This is a genomic window from Peribacillus sp. TH27 (assembly GCF_016650915.1).
Taxonomy (GTDB): Bacteria; Bacillota; Bacilli; order Bacillales; family DSM-1321; genus Peribacillus; species Peribacillus butanolivorans.
Map to the genome: position 1 here is coordinate 4,803,677 of NZ_JAEKEV010000002.1, position 23,664 is coordinate 4,827,340.

Annotated in this window: 24 protein-coding genes and 1 riboswitch; of the genes, 13 read left to right on the forward strand and 11 right to left on the reverse strand. The window is 34.8% G+C overall.

Going from position 1 to position 23,664, the window contains the following annotated elements:
• Positions 1 to 13 precede the first annotated feature (13 nt).
• The 7 genes from JFU24_RS24480 to JFU24_RS24510 all read left to right on the forward strand — a co-directional run bounded on the left by JFU24_RS24480 (position 14) and on the right by JFU24_RS24510 (position 7,224).
• Positions 14 to 1,021 carry an NAD-dependent epimerase gene (locus JFU24_RS24480; protein WP_207203220.1) on the forward strand — a complete coding sequence of 336 codons (1,008 nt, stop codon included), beginning with the start codon at positions 14 to 16 and terminating at the stop codon, positions 1,019 to 1,021.
• 7 nt (positions 1,022 to 1,028) lie between these two features.
• Positions 1,029 to 2,309: a nucleotide sugar dehydrogenase gene (locus tag JFU24_RS24485; protein WP_201250970.1), complete on the forward strand. Its 1,281-nt coding sequence runs from the start codon at positions 1,029 to 1,031 to the stop codon at positions 2,307 to 2,309.
• A 1-nt stretch (position 2,310) separates the two neighbouring features.
• On the forward strand, positions 2,311 to 3,504 hold the full coding sequence (locus JFU24_RS24490; RefSeq protein ID WP_201250635.1) for a glycosyltransferase family 4 protein: 1,194 nt from the start codon (positions 2,311 to 2,313) through the stop codon (positions 3,502 to 3,504).
• Complete coding sequence (locus JFU24_RS24495; RefSeq protein ID WP_207203221.1) at positions 3,488 to 4,090, forward strand: sugar transferase; 603 nt, start codon at positions 3,488 to 3,490, stop codon at positions 4,088 to 4,090. The genes JFU24_RS24490 and JFU24_RS24495 overlap by 17 nt, the downstream gene beginning before the upstream one ends.
• Entirely contained in the window at positions 4,090 to 4,722 is a 633-nt protein-coding gene (locus tag JFU24_RS24500) for an acetyltransferase (RefSeq protein ID WP_201250636.1), read from the forward strand. The genes JFU24_RS24495 and JFU24_RS24500 overlap by 1 nt, the downstream gene beginning before the upstream one ends.
• Positions 4,723 to 4,737: 15 nt before the next feature.
• Positions 4,738 to 5,901: a DegT/DnrJ/EryC1/StrS family aminotransferase gene (locus JFU24_RS24505; RefSeq protein WP_201250637.1), complete on the forward strand. Its 1,164-nt coding sequence runs from the start codon at positions 4,738 to 4,740 to the stop codon at positions 5,899 to 5,901.
• Positions 5,902 to 6,288: 387 nt separating this feature from the next.
• The gene (locus JFU24_RS24510) at positions 6,289 to 7,224 is read left to right on the forward strand and encodes a hypothetical protein (protein WP_446728307.1); all 936 of its coding nucleotides are present in this window, start codon (positions 6,289 to 6,291) and stop codon (positions 7,222 to 7,224) included.
• Between the two features lie 190 nt (positions 7,225 to 7,414).
• Here JFU24_RS24510 and JFU24_RS24515 read toward each other — a convergent pair whose 3' ends face one another.
• From JFU24_RS24515 to JFU24_RS24560, 10 genes are all read right to left on the reverse strand, one after another.
• A complete protein-coding gene (locus tag JFU24_RS24515) occupies positions 7,415 to 8,956 on the reverse strand; it encodes a hypothetical protein (protein WP_201250639.1) in 1,542 nt (513 codons plus the stop codon).
• 105 nt (positions 8,957 to 9,061) lie between these two features.
• A complete protein-coding gene (locus JFU24_RS24520) occupies positions 9,062 to 10,108 on the reverse strand; it encodes a glycosyltransferase family 4 protein (RefSeq protein ID WP_201250640.1) in 1,047 nt (348 codons plus the stop codon).
• 4 nt (positions 10,109 to 10,112) lie between these two features.
• Entirely contained in the window at positions 10,113 to 10,916 is an 804-nt protein-coding gene (locus JFU24_RS24525; RefSeq protein WP_201250641.1) for a glycosyltransferase family 2 protein, read from the reverse strand.
• Entirely contained in the window at positions 10,894 to 12,114 is a 1,221-nt protein-coding gene (locus tag JFU24_RS24530; protein WP_201250642.1) for an O-antigen ligase family protein, read from the reverse strand. The genes JFU24_RS24525 and JFU24_RS24530 overlap by 23 nt, the downstream gene beginning before the upstream one ends.
• Positions 12,095 to 13,546 carry an oligosaccharide flippase family protein gene (locus JFU24_RS24535; RefSeq protein WP_201250643.1) on the reverse strand — a complete coding sequence of 484 codons (1,452 nt, stop codon included), beginning with the start codon at positions 13,544 to 13,546 and terminating at the stop codon, positions 12,095 to 12,097. Before JFU24_RS24535 ends, JFU24_RS24530 begins: the two co-directional genes overlap by 20 nt.
• A gap of 17 nt (positions 13,547 to 13,563) precedes the next feature.
• Complete coding sequence (locus tag JFU24_RS24540) at positions 13,564 to 14,550, reverse strand: SDR family NAD(P)-dependent oxidoreductase (RefSeq protein ID WP_201250644.1); 987 nt, start codon at positions 14,548 to 14,550, stop codon at positions 13,564 to 13,566.
• A gap of 23 nt (positions 14,551 to 14,573) precedes the next feature.
• Complete coding sequence (locus JFU24_RS24545) at positions 14,574 to 15,212, reverse strand: sugar transferase (protein WP_201250645.1); 639 nt, start codon at positions 15,210 to 15,212, stop codon at positions 14,574 to 14,576.
• A 17-nt stretch (positions 15,213 to 15,229) separates the two neighbouring features.
• A complete protein-coding gene (locus tag JFU24_RS24550) occupies positions 15,230 to 15,859 on the reverse strand; it encodes a CpsD/CapB family tyrosine-protein kinase (protein ID WP_242485393.1) in 630 nt (209 codons plus the stop codon).
• Complete coding sequence (locus JFU24_RS24555) at positions 15,846 to 16,589, reverse strand: YveK family protein (RefSeq protein WP_201250646.1); 744 nt, start codon at positions 16,587 to 16,589, stop codon at positions 15,846 to 15,848. Before JFU24_RS24555 ends, JFU24_RS24550 begins: the two co-directional genes overlap by 14 nt.
• Positions 16,590 to 16,707: 118 nt before the next feature.
• Positions 16,708 to 17,889 (reverse strand): acyltransferase family protein, encoded by a 1,182-nt coding sequence (locus JFU24_RS24560; protein WP_201250647.1) that lies wholly within the window; start codon positions 17,887 to 17,889, stop codon positions 16,708 to 16,710.
• Between the two features lie 781 nt (positions 17,890 to 18,670).
• Positions 18,671 to 18,752: riboswitch (cyclic di-GMP riboswitch) on the forward strand.
• 20 nt (positions 18,753 to 18,772) lie between these two features.
• Here JFU24_RS24560 and JFU24_RS24565 point away from each other — a divergent pair.
• The 5 genes from JFU24_RS24565 to JFU24_RS24580 all read left to right on the forward strand — a co-directional run bounded on the left by JFU24_RS24565 (position 18,773) and on the right by JFU24_RS24580 (position 21,330).
• A complete protein-coding gene (locus JFU24_RS24565; RefSeq protein ID WP_201250648.1) occupies positions 18,773 to 18,904 on the forward strand; it encodes an anti-repressor SinI family protein in 132 nt (43 codons plus the stop codon).
• A 743-nt stretch (positions 18,905 to 19,647) separates the two neighbouring features.
• Entirely contained in the window at positions 19,648 to 19,785 is a 138-nt protein-coding gene (locus tag JFU24_RS24570; protein WP_157444003.1) for a hypothetical protein, read from the forward strand.
• A gap of 310 nt (positions 19,786 to 20,095) precedes the next feature.
• A complete protein-coding gene (locus JFU24_RS30875) occupies positions 20,096 to 20,227 on the forward strand; it encodes a hypothetical protein (protein ID WP_274608148.1) in 132 nt (43 codons plus the stop codon).
• Positions 20,224 to 20,715, forward strand: a complete 492-nt coding sequence (locus JFU24_RS24575; protein ID WP_201250649.1) for a VanZ family protein — start codon at positions 20,224 to 20,226, stop codon at positions 20,713 to 20,715. The genes JFU24_RS30875 and JFU24_RS24575 overlap by 4 nt, the downstream gene beginning before the upstream one ends.
• Before the next feature lie 156 nt (positions 20,716 to 20,871).
• The gene (locus JFU24_RS24580; RefSeq protein WP_201185938.1) at positions 20,872 to 21,330 is read left to right on the forward strand and encodes a hypothetical protein; all 459 of its coding nucleotides are present in this window, start codon (positions 20,872 to 20,874) and stop codon (positions 21,328 to 21,330) included.
• A gap of 459 nt (positions 21,331 to 21,789) precedes the next feature.
• On the opposite strand, the gene tagU is transcribed toward JFU24_RS24580, so the two are convergent.
• Positions 21,790 to 22,719: a polyisoprenyl-teichoic acid--peptidoglycan teichoic acid transferase TagU gene (tagU, locus tag JFU24_RS24585; protein WP_201185937.1), complete on the reverse strand. Its 930-nt coding sequence runs from the start codon at positions 22,717 to 22,719 to the stop codon at positions 21,790 to 21,792.
• A gap of 154 nt (positions 22,720 to 22,873) precedes the next feature.
• Between tagU and JFU24_RS24590 the strand changes: the two genes are divergently transcribed.
• The gene (locus JFU24_RS24590; RefSeq protein WP_201250650.1) at positions 22,874 to 23,662 is read left to right on the forward strand and encodes a hypothetical protein; all 789 of its coding nucleotides are present in this window, start codon (positions 22,874 to 22,876) and stop codon (positions 23,660 to 23,662) included.
• Positions 23,663 to 23,664: the final 2 nt, after the last annotated feature.

Below are 23,664 nucleotides of genomic sequence, written 5' to 3' on the forward strand. Positions count from 1 at the left end.
GTGGGAAATTTTTATGAAAAAGATTTTAGTAACCGGTGCAACTGGTTTCATCGGCTCTCATTTATCAAAAAAGTTATTAACAAACGGATATACAGTTATTGGAATTGATAATTTAAATGACTACTATGATGTGAATTTGAAAAAATCCCGACTTTCGTTGATAGAGGATAAAAATTTTTATTTTGAGAAAACGAATCTCGAAGATCGAGAGAGCATTACTGCTATTTTTGAAAAACATATGCCAGACGCAGTTGTAAATTTAGCTGCTCAAGCAGGCGTACGCTATAGCTTAGAGAATCCACATGCATACATTGAATCAAACATAGTGGGTTTTACTAACATTTTAGAAGCATGTCGCCATAACAAAGTTGAACAGCTAATTTATGCGTCCTCAAGTTCAGTATATGGTGCAAATACGAACCTTCCATTCTCTGTTCATGATAATGTGGATCATCCAATTAGTTTGTATGCTGCAACGAAGAAAGCAAATGAATTAATGGCACATACATATAGTCACTTATATGGCTTGCCTACTACCGGACTTCGTTTCTTTACGGTATATGGTCCATGGGGTAGACCAGACATGGCCTTGTTCTTGTTTACTAAGGCAATTATCAATGGTGAACCTATAAAAGTATTTAATAATGGAAATATGATGCGTGACTTTACGTATGTTGATGATATTGTTGAAAGTATTTTTCGTTTAATTCAACGAAAGCCAGAACCAAATTTAGAATGGAGTGGTAAAAATCCAGATCCTGGAACAAGTTATGCTCCATACAAGGTTTATAATATAGGAAATAACAACCCAGTAACATTGATGGAGTTTATCAATGCTATCGAAGAAAAATTAGGAATTGAAGCAAAGAAAGAGTTTTTACCACTTCAAGCCGGTGATGTTCCGGAAACATATGCGGATGTTAAGGATTTATATCGTGATATCAATTTTAAACCTCAAACGGATATTAAAGACGGAATTAGCAACTTTATTGATTGGTACAGAGAATATTATGGAGTGTGATTTAGAGATGAATAGAAAAATAGCAGTAGTTGGACTTGGATACGTAGGATTACCAGTAGCAGTTGCTTTTGGTAAAACACATCGCATTGTTGGTTTTGATATTAATGAGCACCGTATTAATACTTTAATAGAAGGAATAGATTATACAAATGAAGTAGAAACAAATGATCTCTTAGCAGCTGAAATTGAGTTTACCAATGATGGGTCTAGATTACACGAAAGTGATTTTATTATTGTCGCTGTTCCAACCCCAATTAATGAAAATAAGCAACCAGATTTAACACCTTTACTAAAAGCTTCAGAAACAGTAGGTGCAAATCTATCAAAAGGTACAATTGTTGTATTTGAGTCAACTGTTTATCCTGGGGCAACAGAGGAAGAATGTGTTCCAGTACTGGAGAAAGCATCGGGCCTAAAAGCAGGGGAGGACTTCTTTGTAGGGTATTCACCTGAACGTATTAATCCTGGAGACAAAGAGCATAAATTCACAACAATTACCAAGGTTGTATCAGGACAAAATGAAGATGTATTAGAGACTGTAGCTAGTGTTTATGGATCTGTAGTAGAGGCAGGTGTTTACCGTGCTAGTTCTATTAAGGTAGCAGAAGCTGCAAAAGTTATTGAAAATACCCAACGTGATCTTAACATTGCACTGATGAACGAATTATCCATTATATTTGACCGTCTAAACATTGATACGAATGAAGTATTGAAGGCGGCTGGAACAAAATGGAACTTCCTTAAATTTTCCCCTGGTTTAGTTGGAGGACATTGTATCGGGGTTGACCCATATTATTTAACTCATAAAGCAGAAAGCGTAGGGTATCACCCTGAAGTTATTTTAGCGGGGCGCCGTATTAATGATGAAATGGGTAAATTCATTGCAACTTCCTTGGTTAAACAAATGATTCATAAAAATATGCCTATACAAGGGGCAAGAGTAACTGTACTGGGTCTTACCTTTAAGGAAAATGTACCAGACCTTCGCAATTCTAAAGTAATAGATGTTATTCGAGAACTAGAGGAGTTTGGTGTTGAGGTCCAAGTCACAGATGCCATGGCTGACTTTGGTGAAGCAGTAAAAGAGTACGGGGTCGAATTAATTCCTCATAATCAACTTAAGCCAGCAGATGTGGTTGTTTTTGCTGTAGCCCACGATGATTATATTCAAAAAGGGTGGGAACAATTTAGTCAATTACTTAAGCATGGTAAAGGAATAGTTGTTGATATTAAGAGTGTGTTAGAAAGAGAAACATGCCCTGATCATATTACTCTTTGGAGATTATAGTATGCAAAATAAAAAAGTACTACAAATTTGTGCAATTGATTTGAGTGTTGATGCTCTTTTAAAGCCATTGATACTCAAGTCAATGGAGGAAGGGTATGAGGTACATAACGCATGTACAGATACAGGACGATTTGAAAGGTTAAGAACAGAAGGGTTGACGATGGTAGATATTAAAATCGATCGTCAAATCAACCCTGTTTCTAATCTCAAATCAGTTATTAAACTGTTCAAGTTAATGAAAAGGGAAAAATATGATATTGTCCATGTACATACTCCAATTGCTGCTTTATTAGGTAGGGTTGCAGCCAGATTGGCAGGTATAGAAAATATCATATATACAGCTCACGGTTTTTATTTTCATGAAGATATGTCACCTAGACAATATAAACTTTTTTATTTTATCGAAAAATATGCTGCCCGTATTTTGACAGATTGGCTCCTTTTACAAAGCAGAGAGGATTATGAGCTTGCTTTAAAAGATAAATTCTGTCATAAAGAAAATCGTATACTGCATTTGAGTAACGGTGTTGATATCCATAATAAATTTAACCCTAACCTGAAGTCACTATCGAAAATAAATGAACTGAAATCTAATCTTGGTGTTGAGCAGGATGATGTTGTGTTTATGTTTGTTGGACGGTTAGTAAAAGAAAAAGGAATTTTTGAGCTATTAGAAGCTTTTAAGGGTATTTCCAAAAAGTATAATAATATTAAACTGGTATTAATAGGAAGTCTGCTAGAAAGTGAACGTGACCAAAGTAGTTTTCATAAGATGAAAGAGTTATTAAATAACCCAGGGATTATCCAATTAGGATTTAGAAAAGATATTCCTGATCTAATGGCAATAACAGATGTATTTGTTCTACCTTCTTATCGTGAAGGACTACCAAGATCTATTATTGAAGCAATGTCAATGAAGTTACCGGTTATTGCTTCAAATATTAGAGGATGTCGGGAAGAAGTGTTTAACGAAAAAAACGGTTATTTGGTGAATAAAGGCTCAAGTAAAGAATTGTCTGACAAGATGATCCAGCTTTTCTTAAATAAAGATAAAAGAGTAAAGTTTGGTCACGAGAGCCGAAAAATTGTAGAAGAATTATTTGATGAAGAAAAAGTGATAAATAAACAAATAAATTTATTTAACTATTTAATTTCTAAAAAGAATAAGAGTGATTTTATTGAAAAGACTATTTGATTTTATTTTCTCTTTTTTAGGGCTTATCTTTTTGTCACCCATTTTTTTGATAACTGGTTTGCTTATAAGGTTTAAGCTAGGATCACCTATAATATTTAAACAACAACGTCCTGGAATGTATGGTAAGTCGTTTTATGTATACAAATTTCGTTCTATGACAGACGACAAAGATGAAAATGGAGTACCCCTGCCTGACCATGTGCGTTTAACAAAGTTTGGACAGTTACTCCGCAAGCTTAGTTTGGATGAATTGCCCCAACTGTATAATGTACTAAAAGGTGATATTAGTCTAGTCGGTCCTCGTCCGTTATTAATAGAGTATTTGGGGTTATATACACCTGAGCAAGCGAGACGGCATGAAGTCCGTCCTGGTATTACTGGATGGGCACAGGTAAATGGTCGTAATGCCATTTTGTGGGAGGAAAAGTTCAAATTGGATGTCTGGTATGTTGATAATCGTTCTTTTTGGTTGGATATGAAGATCCTATTTATGACAGTGCATAAGGTGTTTAAGTCTGAAGGTATTAGTCAGAATGGCCATGTAACAATTGAGAAGTTTGAAGGTTCAAAAGGCGGAGATTATTAATGAAGCCAATTATTGTAATCGGTGAAGGTGGCCATAGTAGGGTAATTCAAGATATTATTTCATCTAGTAGAATTTATAAGATTATTGCTATATTGGATGATAAATATAGCGAAACAATAATGGTTAATGATATTTTGTTTGGACCTATCGCTTTTGCGAAGGAACTTATTAGGCGAATGGAAGTAGAGTTTATCATTGCTATTGGTAATAATGCTACTCGTAAAAGGATTGCATGTAGCCTGACAGAAGTAGGAGGGAAGTTTGCGGTAGTCATCCATCCATCTGCTTTTGTTAGTCCTTCAGTGAAAATAGGAGAAGGAACAGTTGTGATGCCAGGGAGTGTAATCAATGCTGATGCAAACATTGGAAGCCATGTTATTATTAACTCTATAGCTGTGGTAGAGCATGATAACAAAATTGGTGACTACGCTCATATTTCTCCTGGTGCGATATTAACGGGCAGTGTACAGGTTGGAGAAGGTTCACATGTTGGGGCAAGTGCAACTGTGATACCTGGGAAAAAGATTGGTAAATGGTCTATAATTGGAGCAAGTGCAACAGTTATAAATGACATTCCTGATTTTGTAACAGCTATAGGATTACCTGCAAAAATAATAAAGCATTTAAACTAATTAGAAGGTGAATTTATGTCTAACCAATCAAGAATATTTCTTTCTTCGCCCCATATGAGCGGAAATGAACAGAAATATATCAACGAAGCATTTGAAACGAACTGGATTGCACCACTTGGGCCGAATGTAGATAAGTTTGAGCGAGAACTAGCGGATTATGTGGGTGTACGCGATGCGGCGGCCGTCAGCTCAGGAACGGCAGCTATTCATTTGGCATTGCGATTACTTGAAGTTGAACAAAGTGATAAAGTTTTTTGCTCCTCATTGACATTTATTGCGAGTGCAAATCCGATAATTTACCAAAGAGCAGAACCGGTGTTTATTGATTCTGAACCTGAAACGTGGAATATGTCACCAGCTGCCCTAGAACGAGCATTTGTTGATGCAGAGATTGATGGCAAAATGCCAAAAGCAGTAATCGTTGTGAACTTGTATGGACAAAGTGCCAAGATGGACGAAATAATGTCGATTTGTGATCATTATGGAGTTCCAGTTATTGAAGATGCTGCTGAATCGCTTGGTGCTGAGTATAAAGGTAAGAAAAGCGGTACATTTGGTAAGTTTGGTATCTATTCGTTTAATGGCAATAAAATCATTACAACTTCAGGCGGTGGTATGCTTGTTTCTAATGATGAAGAGGCCTTGAAGAAAGCTCGTTTTTTGGCAACACAGGCACGTGATCCAGCACCACATTATCAACATAGTGTTTCAGGATATAATTACCGAATGAGCAATATTTTAGCTGGTGTCGGAAGAGCCCAGTTGGAGGTCTTAGATGACCGAGTAGCATCTAGACGGGCAAAGTTTGACCGTTATGTTGAGGTGCTAAGCGGGATTGAAGGAATTAGCTTTAAGCCTGAGCTTGAAGGTACTTTACATAACCGATGGCTTACAACAATTACAATTGATCAGGAAAAGCTTGGTATTTCACAAATTGAACTAATTGAAGCATTAGGAGAAGAGAATATCGAGGCTCGCCCAGTGTGGAAGCCACTCCATTTGCAACCACTGTTTGAGGGTACATTGTATTACCCCTATGAAAAAGATAGAAGTGTGTCAGAAGAACTATTCAATAGCGGAATCTGTCTGCCTTCAGGATCAAATATGACAGAAGAACAGCAAGAGAGAGTAATTGATAAAGTGATAAATGTGTTAAATGGTAGAGCCGGTATCCTTTAACAAACTTATTCTAAAGTTAAAAATTATTTGGAGAAAATCACTTAATCATATAATCATATAATCATATGAATAGAAAAGAAGAATAGCAATCGAAAAATCTATAAAAATTTATAGGATATTTAGTTCAATATGAGAGCTAAGTATCCTTTTTTTAGGATAAGGTAACAATTGTGAATTTTTATTTTGATATATATAAGGCGTGGAACCAAAATATAATTGGAGTAGAAATTATCTGCGAACTGGAATTGTATGTTCATAAAGCCCTAATTCAATTTCACATTAATAATGCATTTGGCATGGTGAACTTTACCGCCATTTAGGGGAAGTCTTTTAATACATTGATAATACCTTCAGATAGATTAACAAATATAGAATCAAAATATCGGAATAAGGATGTATTTTATGAAAAAAATAATCGGTTTATTCTTATGTTTAATGGTCATTATTGTTTTTTTCTATCAACAGAATAATTCTGCTTCTAACCATAAAGAGAAGATATACGTTGAAGATTTTAAAGGGACTAATGATTCTGCTAAGATTCAAGTCGCCATCGATAAAGCAAAGGCCAATAAATTAAAGACGGTTATGCTTGATGATAGGAAGTATAAAATTTCATCACCGATCATAGTTAGGAAAGGTGTTAAGCTGCAATTCGGATACGGAACGAAGTTCATTGTTGAGGGGAACTTCAGGGTGCTTGAACTTGAGCAGAATGCTTCCATTGAAGGTGCATATGTAGCAATAAATGATCCTAAATTTAATTCAGAGGTCATTTACTTAGATGGTAAATATAAATATTATAACACCTGGAACAAAACACAAGTAAAAGATGTAAATATTATCAACTGGTCTGAAAGTAATAAGGGTACAGGAATATCTTTATATGCTGGCGGAAAGGAACATGAGATTTCTTTCGTGAACTTTGAAAATGTTAAGGTGGCAGGAATGGAGACTGGAATAAAGTTAATAGCTGAAAAGCCGCCTTCTGGAAAGGCCTGGATCAACGCTAATCGGTTTATGAATGTATCTTTAGAGGATTGCGTAAACATGATTTACATGGATAGTTCTTTAACCATACCGAATGAGACTAGTGGTAATCAATTTACTAACTTACAGATACAACCTTCAAGCAAAACAAAGAGCATTTTGAAGGTAAGTGGGCAATATAATAAGTTTGAGGGTATGTTCTGGGATTTGGACCAAATCATTCTTCAAAACGATGTTATTGAACTTACGGATAAGAGTATGGGTACCACCATTGACATACCTTCCTTGCCTATGAGTAGAATTTCCGACACAGGTCAAGCAAATATAGTAAATTAATGAGGAATAAGAGTCCATCTCTATTATTCATAGTTGAGATAGTAGTATTCATACCCAAATCTCATTAAAAATATGGATCAAAAGGAAAGTCTAATAACTAAAAAAGTTATAAATTAATAGAAAAAAGCGGCTTAATTTATTTTATGAAATAAGAAAAAGCTGCTTTTTGAGCTTTTTAAGGTTAATATGTTCAAAGTTTCGAAGTGATAATTTGTCCTTGATCATTAATACTCACTTTCCACTTGGTTCCGTTTGGAGAAACCATTGTCACAACTTTCCCTTTTTGGAGTTCTAAATCTCCATATAATGTCCCACCTGTGGTCGATAACCAAGAGGACCCATACTGTAAAGATGATCTTGCAAATATGCGATTAATCCGAAATCGTTTGTGATCTTGGGTATATCCGCTTAGAGTCAGTTTAATTTTGTACAACGTATCGGCTCTTACTTCCGAAATAACAGTGTTTCCTGCATTAAATGGAACATTTTTTGCAACTGTCCAGGGTCCATTTAAGCTCTGTTGATATTCTATCAAAATACGACTTGGGCTTTCATTCCATCCAAAATATATACCCATGCAATTCAGCATTTTAATAGGCTGGTTAGAAAAATCTAATTCAATCACAACAGGTTGAGAACTTGGAACATCAAGGTAATTCACACTTTGTTCATCGAGTAAGTTAAAGCAATTATTAATATTTCCTCCATATGGAGCTTTCCCAGAAAGCTGACGTACGGCGTATCGGACGTTTGCGTTCACTAAGATATCGTCTTGATTCCCAACCAGATGGGCTGTACCTAAGGCAAGAGGAGGATATACTTGAAGGGATTCTTCATGTGGCGATGTGCACCGATTGTATTGGCCACTGTCTAGAATTGATGTAGCTAGTTGGTTTGAAAAGAGGTAGTTGTGATGAGAAGTAGAAGAGAATTCGATGACCAGAGGAGGAGCATCCATACGGTAGGTATCCCATATCACTCCTTCAAAAATATTATAGGCACCCGAGCAACGGATGACTTTCTTTGTTTGACTCCGGCATTGAACTTGGATTCCGGTAAACATATTCCCTGAAATTTCGTACGGTAATTCACCGTTTCCTACAATCTCAATACCATACTGACAACCATCTATAAAAATAGAATGGAAGGAGTTCGCATTAATCCAACACGGGGTATTTATATTTAGAAGCTTTTCTGTTTTTAAATAGATAGCCGTATGGAAGTTTGTGATTTGGAGGGAGCTTGCCTTAAAGAAACTGATGAAATCCCATGCTTTTTCACAGTACAAATGAATGGCTATACCCTGGTACGTTGTTGTACGGTTTATAATATTAATATTGGATATAGTTGTATGATTATGAATTTCTATTTGTTGGGCACCAGAAAGAAAAATGACGGATGAATTAAAGCTATTATCCACGATTTCAATCGTGCCACCTGAGATGGAAGCATCCTTCTGAAGTTCAAAAACTCGGAAATTCCCTTTGATGATTAATGTTACAGTAGGATCAATTTCAAGATGTACATTCGACTTAATGACAATGGGGGAGGAGAGGGTATATTGTTTCTTTCCTGTAATGACAACTTTAGAGTGATTATTGGCAACACAATAATTAATCGTATCTTGAATGGCTGGGGAATTGTCTACCAAATTTGGATTAGCGCCAAAACAATCAATATTAAGAACATCTCTGTTCTGGCAATCTTCAGACAGGTTTAGTGAGTCTGTCAATTTTATAACACTCCTTATAAAGTGATGTTATACAGCATATGTTTGTCCAAAAAAAAAGTATAGGTATAAAAAACAAAAAACAAACGAGTCATCGTTTGTTTTAAATCAATGATAGGTTTCCAGCGTAGAATGAATCATATTTGTAAGGGAAAAGGATTTTTCTACTTTTTGTCTTGCTGTGCTACCCAAGCGTTGTCTTAAACCCTTATCATCGTGAAGTATTCTAATTTTTTCAGCAAATTCTTTTTCTGAATGATGGGAAATGAGAACCCCTGTTTCATGATCCACAACGGCTTCTTTAATGCCGCCTACATCTACAGAAACAATTGGTGTACCTGTTGCCATTGCTTCTAGGACTACCATTGGAAAAACCTCTCTTAAGGACGTAAGGAGCAGCAAGTCCATATTGCAAATAAATTCATAAGGATTGGATGCATTTCCTAAAAGCTTCACTTTAGGGTGTAACTTTAGGTCTTTAATCATTTTTTCAACAAATTCCCGCTCAGGTCCATCTCCAGCAATATAAAACATCACGTTAGGTATATCTTTTAACTCATTAGCTATTTTTAAAAAGAGTTCATGGTTTTTTTCTTTTGATAACCGTGCTAGAATTCCGACATTGAAGGTTTCTTTAGGTTGTAGCTGTTGAAAAGAAAAGTGTTCCACATCCACTCCGTTGTAAATGGTCCGAATAAGTTCCTTCCTTACACCAAACTGAAGTAAGTTCTCCTTTTCGAAATTACTAACCGCAATAATTTGATCCACATACTGATTTAACACCTTTTTAAATAGTAAGGGCGTCATTTTTTCAAGTATGGTTACATTATGTTTGGTATACACCAGCTTGATTTTTCTTCTCGTGATTTTCTTTATTGCGATGGAATATAGTAACATTCTTAAACTATTTGCATGGATAACATCAATTTCTTTTTGGTTAACTTCTTTACTCAGTGTCTTGAGATTTGCGAGGTGATTTTTTAAGCTTAAAGGAATGAATTGATGTTTATTATGAATTTGATTGTACAACTCACCAGTAGCAGCTGCTGAGTAAAACGTCATGTTTTCATCCTTAAGATGGTTTTCTAATTTACAAAAATACATCTCAGCGCCGCCTGTTATGAGTTTATCGGTTAGTAGTAGGACATTGTTCATTTCCTTATTTACCCCCATTTTGTATAGAGGTAGGCCGCGAACCTCTGTTTTTATTGTATGCATGATAGGCATATTTGCTAAAATAATAGTTTGCTTTTACAAAGTTTAATTTTTCTTGGCTCCGTAACAGTTTCCAATATCGGTAAGCAGCCTTTAATTTATTCCTTGAAGTAGAGTTACTAACAATACGATACTTGGATAAAACCTTTTGTAAGCCATGCGCTTGATACCCTTGTCTTAACAGTAACAACCATAATGCCGAATCCTCAGGCTGAATATCGGGCATTTCAATTTGCTTAATTTGTAGCCTATCTAACATCACAGTTAAACAGCCAATCGTTGTATTTCCAATCAGATTATAATAATCTACCGTTTTTGGTGCACTTACTTCAATATCTAGAGGATTGCCTTCTTCGTCCATTAAAGAATAGGAAGTAAAAGAAAAAGCAAGGTTTCCCTTTTGCATAAAGGTGACTTGTTCTTCCAATTTAGTAGGCATCCATAGATCATCGCTATCAAGAAACGCAATATAATTTCCTTTGGCTTCTTTTATAGCTACATTTCTAGCCATAGCAGCACCAACATTTTGAGTTAAAGGTATAAGTTTAATTCGTGGATCGCTTTCTGTATATGATTTAATGACATGAATCGAGTCATCCTTTGATTGATCATCAACAATAATCATTTCCCAGTTAGAATAGGATTGATCTTGGACAGATTTAATAGTCTCTTTAATAAAAGACGAGCTGTTATACGAGGGAGTTATAACGGAAACTAAAGGTCTGCTATCCTTTTTGTTGTTTATCATAAACATCCACCTCTTTTCTTTCATATACGGTAATATATCTTAAAGTAAGTGCTAAAAAGGAAAAAAATGCTTCATTAATCATGAGAGAAAGGGACATCATCTGTATTAAAAAAGCAAAAAGTGTAAGCACAATGAAGGGTTTTTCCTTATGTAATTTAGCCTTAAATAAGGTGATAACGAGCATCAATAAAAAGGAAATGTAAAAAAGAAAACCAATGATTCCTGACTCTACTAGGACTTCTAGATACGTATTGTGAACATATAGCTTTTCATTATGCTCAAATGCGTAGTAATCGGAAAAGTTAAAGGCACCAATACCCAAAAGGGGAATTGACATAAAATAGTTAATCGCCTGACTCCATAATTCAAAGCGGCCACTACCACCATCAGTAGAAAAGTCGGTAATACGACTAGCAATAATCTCATTGAAATCTATTTGAATGAAAGAACCTGCAGCATAGATCCCAACTAGACATAACAGAGAAACAGTCATCATTTTTATTTTTTTTGAAAAATTCGCTAACAGCATGTACAAAATGACCACCAGTATGAGAGCTAGAATTCCACCTCTTGAAAAAGTAAGAAGGGAGGTAATCACACATAAGATGAATCCAATTGAATGCTTGAATCCTTTTAAATTTGTTAAATAAAAGGAAAAAAACAATGTATTAAAAAAAATAAAGATGTTTGGGTCATCAAGCAATCCAATTAATCTCGGATAATCTCGGTCTAATAATAATCCATAAGATGTAACCTCAACACCTGTTGGGAATCTACCCGTCACCTTTATTCCGATGATGTACAATAATAAGCTAATGACGTTAAATATGATCCCGACATTTGCAATGGAATTTTCAATGGCACTTATTGAGGTTAGCTCCAGTATATATCTCATGATGAAATAACAGCCAAGTACAAGTATCACTCCTAGAATGACTCGAATACTTGATTCCGGATACTGTGAAAAAGCGCCACTCAGACAATAGGTGAAATAAAATAACAGCAATAAAATTTCATAATGATAAGGGGTATGAAAGTAAAAATCCCGAAAATACAAGCACAAGAAAATGCCTAGAAAAATCATGTAAATTTTCAATGAAAAACCGATAGACAAATTATATTTACTAAGTGTAATAAAAAATAACAAGAGAAAGACTGGCCACATAGAGGTGTTTTTATTAATTTGCGATCTTTCCATTCTCTTTTTGTCTCCCATCTTGATTTTTCTTTTTTATAAAACCTACTATTAAGCCCTTGATTGGCTTATCTAATAGTAAAATTAAAGTAGAAACTAAAATGATGGTAGATAACATGGCTATAAAAGGGTACTGAGATAATGAGTAGTGTATAAGGATAAAACTTACAGAAAAGAAGAACCCATATGGAATAATAACCTTGGCTAATATCGTTCTTTTTACTGGATTAACCGCGACATAACCAATGAATGATACGATCTCCATAGTTAAAACGGCAAAAGCTGAACCAGCCACTGCATAGCTTACGCTCAGATAATAGAAGGACAACAAACCAATAGCGATGGTTATAAACTGTACGATAGTACGCCGGTTCTGTAACCCTTTTGTTGTGAGGCCGTCCGCAATAGCAATGTTAAAGCCTTGTAGGACTATAATAAAGGACAATATTTTTAAAGGTAGCACCGCTGCTCCCCATTCGTCTCCGAATAAAATAGTGACGAGATATTCAGCCAAATAGAATAGGGATATGGTCATACACATACCGGTATAGGACATAATTTTCATTTGTAGAATATTTAATCTAGTATGTTCCTCCAACTCGCCACGGTTGTATCGCTTAAATAAGAGGGGGAAAAATGCGCCTGCAATAACTCCTGGTATTTGGTATAGAGCAGAAGGAATCCGATAAGCGACTGCAAAGAGACCAACAAGCGTTAAAGGCAGTGTTTTTTCTAACACTAAGGGACCTAATTGAGGGGTTAACATAATAAATAACCCACTGATTAAAAACGGACTAAGATTTGTTAATAATTGTTTTTCAAAAGGAGATTTCCATTTTAAATCCGCTTTACTGAGAAGTAAATATAGGCTGTATAGGCCTCCTACTAAATAAGAAAATCCATATAAAAATGTTGCTAGATGGACATCCACTTTTAAGCCCATACTCACCGTGGTTGAAATGATTAATGCAATGGCTGAGAAGATTTTAATGGACGCGATAAACTGCATCCTTTCCGTTAATTGAAAATAGGTGATTCCTATACTTTGTATCGCCAAACCAATGACCATGGGAATCATTAAACTATAAATCATATAAAGAATTTGTTGTTCTTGATAAAGGACATGAATGCCGACAGAAAATACAATAAATGCTAAAAGCAAACATACAACCCGGATCTTAATATAAGAAGAAAATGTAGTACCTAAGTTTCCTTTCTTCGACCCTTCTCGAAGGAAAGTGTTACTAACTCCGAGGTCTGTGAAAAAGTTCATAATCATAGCTAGAGCTAGAGCGACACTAAAAATTCCATAATTTTTTGAGTTAAAATAATTGGCTAATAATATGAGTGTAATTGCATTTAAAACATTAGATAGAATTGTACTGTAAAATAAATGGATAATATTTTTAAAAATAGAATTTTTCTTCTTATTCACGTGTTTCTATCCCCATTTTATGACGATATAGTAGTTGGATTGAGTTGTGGTACAGGTGATTTATCTGTAGTTATAGTAGACTGATTTTGTTTAAGGTAATAGTCATATGTATTCGCAAGTCCCTTTTCAAGCGAATAAACGGGGTGCCAACCCAATTTTTGGATACTCACTTTGTTACATAGTAAACTATCTTTGATGTCTCCATTTTTGGCTGGTTGATAAATAGGGGATAAATCATGTGTGCCAAATGATTGAATAATCGAGAATAATTGATTGATACTTGTACTAGTAGTTGATGAAACATTAAATGTTCCACTTCCATCAAATTCTAACGCTTTTAGATTGGCATTTGCTACATCTTTTACATAAACAAAATCCCTTGTTTGATAACCATCACCATAAATAACAGGCCGCTTATTGTTAATGACAAGATTTGTGAAGATTGATATAACACCGCCTTCACCACTTGCTGTCTGTCTTGGACCATACACATTACTGTAACGGAGGTTCACATAGTCTAAATCATATAATTCTTTTGCAAGCTCTAGATAATCTTCAGCCGTTTTTTTTGAGGCACCATAAGGTGATAAGGGATGAGTATCATGCGATAAGGTAATTGGCATAACATTAGAGTTTCCATATACAGCCGCTGATGAGGCAAATACAATCTTTTTAACTTTATACTTGTGAGAAAGCTTAGCAATATTTATGGTTCCCATGATATTGATCTGCGCATCATTCGTAATATCTGAAATTGATTGTTGTACACTAACTTGTGCAGCTTGATGAACGACATAGTCAGGCCTAAATGTTTCCATCGCCGTTTCTAGTGAGCCTTCATCTTCTACATCTCCAAAGAAGGGAATGACTTTTGAATGGACATTCTCGGTAGATCCGGTAGATAAGTTATCATAAACAGCCACTTCATAATTATTACGAATTAATGTATCCACAATATGAGACCCAATAAAACCAAATCCTCCGGTTACTAGTACTTTATCCATTTTTCAAAACCCCTTTTAATCGATTATCTAGCTCCATTACCAGTAAATACAATGGCCACTGTTCGAAACAAAATCTTGATTTCCATAGCAAGTGAGCGGTGTTGAATATAATATAGGTCGAAATTCAACTTCTCTTTGGGTGATAAATCATACCCCCCATTTACTTGGGCCCATCCAGTTATGCCTGGTTTAACAAATAAACGATTTTTAAAGCCAGGCAAAAACTTATCAAATTCCTTATAGAAAAACTCTCTTTCAGGCCTTGGACCAATGAGTGACATATCTCCTTTTAAAACATTAATAAGTTGAGGAATTTCATCAATGCGGGTTTTTCGTATAAATGCTCCTATTCTTGTAACTCTAGAATCTTTTTCACTTGCCCATTGTGGCCCGTTTTTTTCGGCATCTAAACTCATGGAACGTAATTTAATCATATTGAAAGATATCCCATTTAATCCCAGTCGTTGTTGACAAAAAAAGGGGGAACCAGTTGAGTCAATAGGGATAAGAATACAGAATAAAACTAAAATAGGTGTTAAAAGAAGTAACATAAAAAATGAAATGATAAAATCTATTGAACGCTTTAAAGTAAAATATGATGATGTCGGTATCGGGTTTATCAGTATTTCTTCCTGTCCATCAACTCTAATCTTTGAATCCAATGGTTACCCTCCTTTATTCATGAAATGATCATTGTACCGGTTATTTCATGTTTGCCCCTTTCAAATTGTGTTTTCACATTCACAATCTTTTCTAACTTATCTCTTCCTTCTTGTATCGCTAAAATAATGCCATCACAATGTTTCGCTAGAATTTGTGCATCAGGTTTGTTTATACTATCTGAAGTATGAAATAGAATAATATCAAAATGCTCTTTCCACTCCTCAATTAATGAGGGAAGGGTCTCTAAAGTTAATAATGTCGTTGGCTCATACTGGACTTCACTTGTGGGTAAACAGAAAAGACTATCCTTTATATGTATAGCATGATCCCTATTTTTGGGGTGCTCACCTAAGAGCAAGTTGGTCAAACCAAATGAATTATCGATATTAAACACATGATGTAGAGAAGGTTGGCGAAGATTAGCATCCACTACCAGCACTCGTTTACGCTGTTCAGAAAAGGCAAGGGCTAAGAACGCGGTTGCATTAGCTATATTTTGTGAATGTGTAAGTGATGTAACCATTAATAGTGAATCTTCTTTTTTGAGATTTGATTCGATATTGTTACATATGGAATAAAATTGTTCTTTATTGTTGACATCATTTAGATAAAAGGATTGTTTCCTTGTGAATTTAATAGCCACCATGTTCACCTCGTTCCGTAGAGGATAATGTCTGATAAGGTGTTTTCCGTTTTTTGTTTTTCATTTTTGTATTTAAGTTCACTCTTCCTAACAATGGAAGTCCAAGACGCTCAAGCTCACGATCGCTGTAAGCCGCATCATCAAAGTGTTCTCGAAGAAGTGCTAAACCTATTCCAGCAAAAAAGCCTATTACGATGGAAATGGCTATAATAAACTTTGGTTTTGGAAAAAGAAGTTCTGCTTGTTCCATTTCGTTATCATTAAGAATATTAATCTGTTTTACATTTGCAAACTCTTTAAATTTAGTTATGGACTGAATTGCGACAGCCTGTGCAATGGCTTTAGCTGATTCAGGATTAGAATCTTTGACGGTAATAATAATAATCTGCGAATTATCTCTATTGGTAATGGAAACTTGCTTGAGTAACTCATAACTTGAAGTCTTTAGGTTTAACGAATCTTTAACTCCTGTCATAATTTGTGGGCTTTTAATGATATCCATGTACGAAAGAGCCAACTGTCTGTTTTCTTGCACTTTATTTATGGAAGTTTCCTTTTCTCCCATACTTAAAGATCCTGCCAAAACTTGAGTAGAGTACTGATAAGTCGGTTTCATAATGTACATGGACGAAAAAATAACGAAACCAGTAATACAAAGTGTAGAAAGTATAATGATTAATATTCGCTTTTTTAAGATTCGTATAAAATCTTTAATTTTTACTTTTTCATTCATCAATTTCACCACTTTTTTAGGAATCGTAAAAATTTTGTTTGAGACTCATATTCAATAAATATTTACCTTTCATTTCGCACTATCAGTTTGAAAAATCCCACTTAATATAGGTAAGCTTTTACCCTATTTTTCGTTTTACAGGTTTAGGATTCACGGATATTTCTGTTACTGGTTTTTTTCTTCTCGTAATATACGATCCAAGGTTCATGCATGGTTTTTCAACGAATACATACGCCAATGAAGATAGTAAAAAGGAAAAGAAGAATGAAAACATTAATATTAAGCCGGTAGGCAACTTATCATAAAATAGGTACATGAAGGAGAATAACGAGATGAGATGATACAAATACAGACTATAAGAAATTTTACCGAGAAAAGTAAGTGCTTTAGACCGTAATAATGATGAAAGTTTTAAGGAAGATATGCTCATAATCATAAAGATACAAACACCACACGATACAACATAGTCCCTGAAAATATAATTGTTTAATAAATCTACTTCACCAATTATACCTTCGTACATAAAACAAATAAATGCGATCATCAGTACTACAATTTTTACAGTTTTTTTCATCTTGGAAGTATAGTTAAATAGGTAATGGCGATACTTCGCTAATATTGCTCCCAATAAAAAAATAGTTATGTAGTGGAAACTCAAAAGACTGCTAGTTATGTTCAAATTGGAACCAAACAAATATAAAACCATAGTTGATGAAAAACTTAAAATCATAAACCAAAATAAGGAATATTTGAATTTTTTTCGTATAAATAGAAAAATCAAAACTGGAAATATAATCGAGATTCTCATTTCGTGGACAAGAGACCATATTACATTGTTATAGGCGTCAGTATTGTAACTCCCGATAAACAAAAGATGTTGTAATAATAGAGTCGGTGTGTCTGAAACGGTCCAGGATTTGCTAAACCAGTTACTAATAAACGGCATATCATTATGGCTTAAAAGCATTTTAGCCAATATAGCTATAATTATTGCTACTAGATATGGTAAATAAATTCGAAAAACTCGTTTTATTAAGTATGTAGGATAATGGAATTTCTCATTATTAATAGATAAATACAAAACAAAACCACTTAATACAAAGAATAGAATGACAGACTCATTGCCGCTACTGAAAAAAAGTCTTAGAGGAGTTTCCTTGAATAAATAGAATATGTAGGGACTGCTTGAATCATACCGATAACTTGCATATGATGGGTATATCATCATATAATGCCCAATTAATACAATAAGTGCGACTAATCCTCTTAGTGAGTCTAATTCCTCATATCTACTAGACATATTCCCCCTCCATAAGAACCGTTTTTTTTATAATATAGCATTTGTTCGTTATAAAGTATAGTTAGTTCTCTAAAACAGACAAAGGTAGACAAAAATAGACAAAAAAAGTAAAAAGGTGAACCATGGTATCCTAATCTATAAGCAAATTATTAGGGGAAGTTTAAATTTGAATCTACAAGGAAATTCCGGAAAGCTGGTAAATTTCAATCTTCTTGGAATTTGAATTTAAAAAACTTTAAAGAAAGTGTTACTGACCAGTTGGTATTTAGGGGAGGTTTTATATAAGGGATATACAGTTTTCAAAGTCAGTTTTAAAGTAAATGGGGGACGGAAAAACTGTTTATGTCAAAGGTTTATATATAGTAGTTTTTTTATGTTTAATATATAAAGGAAGAGAATTAGTTATAGCCTGTCATTAGACTAAAGAATATAGACCTTAAGATTATTAAGAAGATATTTGAATTACTTACTAATTAAAACTTTATCGAATAATGTTATAAAGTAATTAATAGTTATCTATTAACAATTGTTAACTTATTAAGTATAATTAATCTCAATATAGTAATTGAAGTAAGGGCGCAAAACCAGAGGTCTAAGGTATTTGCTAGGAGGCTGGTTTACCGCAAAAAGGATGAAATGAATTTATGCCTTTAATTCAAATGAGAGAAATTTGGACACCAATTAAATTAATTGGAGTTAAGCTTTTTAAATAGATAATGGAAGTGTCTTTATCATGGTTTTTAACCACCATCGTAAGAAGATTACGTAAAATGTTCAATACTCTTGAGAAACGCAAACCTATTGAAAAGTAGGGACGCAAAATTACAGGTCTAAGGCTATGCTAAGACGGCTGTGTTACCACAAATAGGGTGAAAAAGAAGATATGCAGAAAAAAATTGATGCAGAATGGATTATTTTAATTTTGGAAGCAAAAAGTGTAGGGGTTTCCATTCAAGAAGTGCGAGAGTTTATTCAGAATGAACAGAACTTGAATAATCAGCCCCACAAGAATTAGAATTAGATAAACAAAAATATATATATACTTTGGAGGGCTGTTATTCAGCCTTTTTTTTTATGAACTGGATTCTTCTGTTATCTTTTGTTATAACTTAAAAGCTTGCGGATGAAGCGATCTGCTATCAACAAAATTAGTCATTTGCGTGAGCTGATACCTAAGAGTTTCTAATAGATTAGCACAATATATTGTTAGTTCCCTATAGTATTGTTCGGAAATTGTAAGTACCAATATTTCTATAGAATATTTGGATATAATTAGATATTTTTCCGACTAGAATGTTCCGGCTCTAAGACTTTTCAACAAGTAGTAAAATATTTAATAAAAAATCAGGATAATAAGTATATAGTACTATTGTAAGCGTTTTCTCATTGGATTAATATGAAGAAGGTAGTGAGTACAAAGAAGTGGTATTATTTAAGAACAGTAAATGGTTTAAACAAATTGTAGCCCTAAAAACAGTTCTTTAGCAACAGATAAAGATAGAAAACTTTTTAGTGATGGATGAAACCTTGGACAGTTTAATAGGGTAATTGGTATATTGGAATATTTTGAATTAATGTATTTTGTATGATTTATAGTAGACTATAAAGTGACGAATAGATATAAATGCCCAACAAAAAAATAGTGAATAAAACAGTTAATATTTTTGTGTATTTGACGATACTATACTATAAAGAAAAAGCTAAAAGGACTTCGCAGAGGGCGATGTCAAGCTGCCATCAAAATACAAGGAGAATTTGATGACAAAAAATAAATATATTACGTTCGAGGAAGTTTATGAAAAGAAAGAAAGAAGCAAGAAAATTTTTATTGGGTCTTATATTACTATTACTTTAATCTTGATTTCTTTATTGACTTTTTTTCTTGGTCGATCATAAGGGTGTTTATCAAATAGGGCTGAGAGATCAGTCCTTTTTGATTTCTTTTTCTTTTGTTTTTTACACCTAATGAACTACATATTTTCAGCTGATGATATTAATAATCCGTCAGTTATGAACTTTTTGTGATTATTCTATTAATATTTCTTTAAAAATTCTGATTTTACCCTTTTTGAATTTATTTCCGCTTGCCAATACACTTTTTATATGTGATTATCAATTAAAAGAGCTATATTCCTTATTTTAGAAAAATAGGTTTAGTACAACTGTTTTACATAGAGGCTCTATTCAAATTGGAGTGGATATTCTAATGGATTTTATTGATATATTAATAGATACGTATACAAAAGGCGAGTTTCAGCAGGATGTTACAGTAAATGATCTTGTGGAAGATCTTAAGGAAAAACTAAGCGGTATCATTGAGGAACATGATAGAATATGATCCGTAAGTTCCGTAAGTGGTTAATCCCAGCTTTGTTCGTTTTATGGGCCATGTTAATCTTCTTTTTTTCCTCACAGACGTATGAGGAGCAAAGGATTTCTCCCTTTTTAGGACAGTTAAATACCCCGTTTTTGTATGAAAAACTCGGTGGTATTTCATTTATGTATGGTGGGCTTGAGGTGAGTGTTCATACAGCTGGAGTGGCTGGGTTTTTGGAGTTTTTTATTCGTAAGGGTGCCCATCTTATTATCTTTTTTGTGTTCGGTTTTTTGACGATTAGTGTTTGGCGCACTTTTGTAAAAAACGGCGTTATTTCGTCTTTAGGTGCTCTTTTGTGTGTCCTTTTTTATGCTAGTGCGGACGAACTGCATCAAAAATTCACAGGTGGACGTACCCCCTTGTGGCAGGATGTTATGCTTGATACGTTTGGTGGATTACTAGGTATTTTATGCTTTTTTATAATAAATCGACGGCGAAAGCGTCATTGAATGATTTCCCCTTTATCCTTCAACTCCTTATAAATAAGAAATCTCCCATGAAACCGTACCCATACAATACTTAAGAAGTATGTCTAACAACATGCTTCTTTTTTATCGTTTATCCCATATATATTATAGCAATGACCTTTGTGAAGGTGATGAAAGATGAAAAGACAAAATAAGAGTCCAAAAGGAATATTGGCAAGTATGCTCCTAGTTTTAGCTGTAGGAGGTTGTATCTTTTTTCTTTGGCCGAGTGGCCCTGTACGCTTGGTGGAGGATTTTTATGAGTATGAGAGTGGGGCTGAGTTCGGGAAGTCATGGGATTTATTAAGTTCTGAAATGAAGCTGCGGTTCCCGAATCGAGGCGATTATGTGCAAAATCGGGCCCATGTTTTTATGTCGCATATGGAAGTGGAAACCTTTCAGTATGATGTAGGTCGATCTAAGAAAGTGAAGAACTGGAGCCTGGCTAAGGATGGAAAAGTGCATAAAACTGCCTATATGATTCCTGTAACACAGGTCTTCGATTCTCGCTTTGGCGTGTTTACAATAGAACAGGATTGCTATGTGGTAAAGGAAAAAGACGAATGGCGTTTGTTATGGGATTATCGTTTTGAATAGATTCCTCTCCTTTTTCGAGGTTTAAGATTCTTTTAATTATTGAAAATGGAGAGGGTATATACCTAGGAAATCAACAGTTTTCCTTCTCATGAAACATATTTCATTTTAGAGCGATCACTGATGGCTTTCAGAATAAACATTTTGTCCTGTTTGCTTAGCATTGTCCAACTACCTGCCTTGATTTTCATACAATTCACTCCTTTTATGATTGTTATAGAATATGAAGGATATTTAACATAATTTCGTGTCCAAAGAATAATAGTGTCTAGTGATAAAAAAGGTTCAAGTAGAAGAAAGGAATATTCAACTCATACTAGATTATACCGTCTTTTTGCGCCTAATAAACAACAAAGATTCCAACAAATCTCTACAATTGATGTCCGTTTTTTGTCAGAATATTGGACGAAGAAAATGAAAAAGCTGTCTGGATGCGGGTCCAGACAGCTTTTTTATTATTTATTATTTTATGGCTAAATGTTCTTTTAATTCGGTTTGAACTTTTTCTTGTTCTTCTTCCGACACAATATAATAGTAGATTCCGTCGATTTTCGTTCCAGTGCCATTAATGGATGATTCGGAAATGTCTTTGCTTGCGGCCCGGTAGTTCTTTTGGATGTCCATCATGTCATCAAACGTCAAATTTGTCTGAATATTTTTACTTAGTGCACCGAAAACTTCATCGTATTTCGTCAAGGATGAAATGCTTGCGCCTTCCTTGATAACAGCCTCGATAATGGAGCGTTGTCTGGATTGACGGCCAAAATCACCATTCGGATCATCATGTCTCATTCGTGCATAACTTAGCGCATCTTTCCCATTAAGGGTAAGCGTACCTTTTGCGAAATGAACACCATCAGAGCTGAAGTCCAAATTATTTTGCACAGTCACACCGCCGACTGCGTCAACGATATCCTTAAAGCCTTCCATATTGATCTTCATATAGTAGTCAATCGGAATATCGAGGAAGTTCTCGACAGTATCCATTGACATTGCCGCGCCGCCAAATGCATACGCGTGGTTGATTTTATCCTGTGTACCGTGTCCGACAATCTCGGTGCGTGTATCACGCGGGATGCTCAGCATTTTAACCGATTTCTTTTGTGGATTAACGGTTAAGACGATCATTGTATCAGAACGGCCTCTGTCGCCATCTCGTTCATCGACACCGAGCATGAGTATAGAAAAGGGCTCCTGATCTGATAGGGCAAGGTCCTTAGTTCGTTTATCCGTGTTACGGTCTATGGGCGTATGCATCGTTTCTACAGTTTTTGTTAGGGCATTCCATACGGAGAAGGCAAAGGCCCCACCGCCTAATATAATAAGAAGGACGACAATTCCGACTACTTTCAGCCATGTCCGTTTCTTTTTCTTCTTTTTTTCGTTTCTCATATCTTACTTCCTTCCTCGTTTTGTAATCACTTAGTCTATTATATTTAATTTCAGTTTAAAAGAATAGTTTATTTTGTTATTTTATAATACCTTTGACAATTTTTGGTGTTACCGTGTACTATGTAACTAACACAGTGGTGAAGGGGTTGAGAAGTTGAATTCATTTAAAGGTTTAATGAAAAAGGAGTGGCTGATTGGGAAAAATGCTCTGCTCTGGCTGTTGGTTGTACAGGGGGGGTTAGTGTTTATTTCTTTTTTAGCATCCAGGTATTGGGAAGTTGCAGGTCTTTTTTATATGTGCACATGGTTGATCATGATTATGCAACCGTTTATTATGGTCTCTCTGATTTTTGGATGTTTGAATTCTGACGGGAAGACACAGTTATGGATTTACAATCCTCAGTCGTCGGCAATTTTGCTTGGAAGTAAATTATTGACGAGTGTTCTGTTTCAAATGGTTTCGCTTATTTTTTCCTCCTGTCTTATTTTTGTGGCATCGACGATACCGGTGAGTTATTTTCAGGCAGACTTTCAGGTGGAAAATAAGTTGGGAATAATGGGCTTACTTAAGATAGACGCGTTTATGTTAACAGTTAGTATTTTAATTGCCGTGTTTTTACTGTTTTTATGGGTGGTATATCATGCGCTCGCCCGGTTGCATTCTATTAAACATCTTCGTTGGCTGTTTGTTTCTGTTCTATGTTTAGGGATAATTATGCTCCGGAATGAGATTGTAAATACGGCATTTTATCAGAAGCTAGATGATATATGGTTAATACCTGCGATGAGTGGTTCTTCAATGAATATGTCTGAATTCAAGTTGGAGCTTTATCTAGAAGGCGGGGGGGATATTTCACTTTTAACAAGCGGGTTGGATGTTATTGGATTAGTGCTATTGTTTCTCGCAGCATGTTGGCTGCTAGACCGAAAGATTGAGGTGTGATT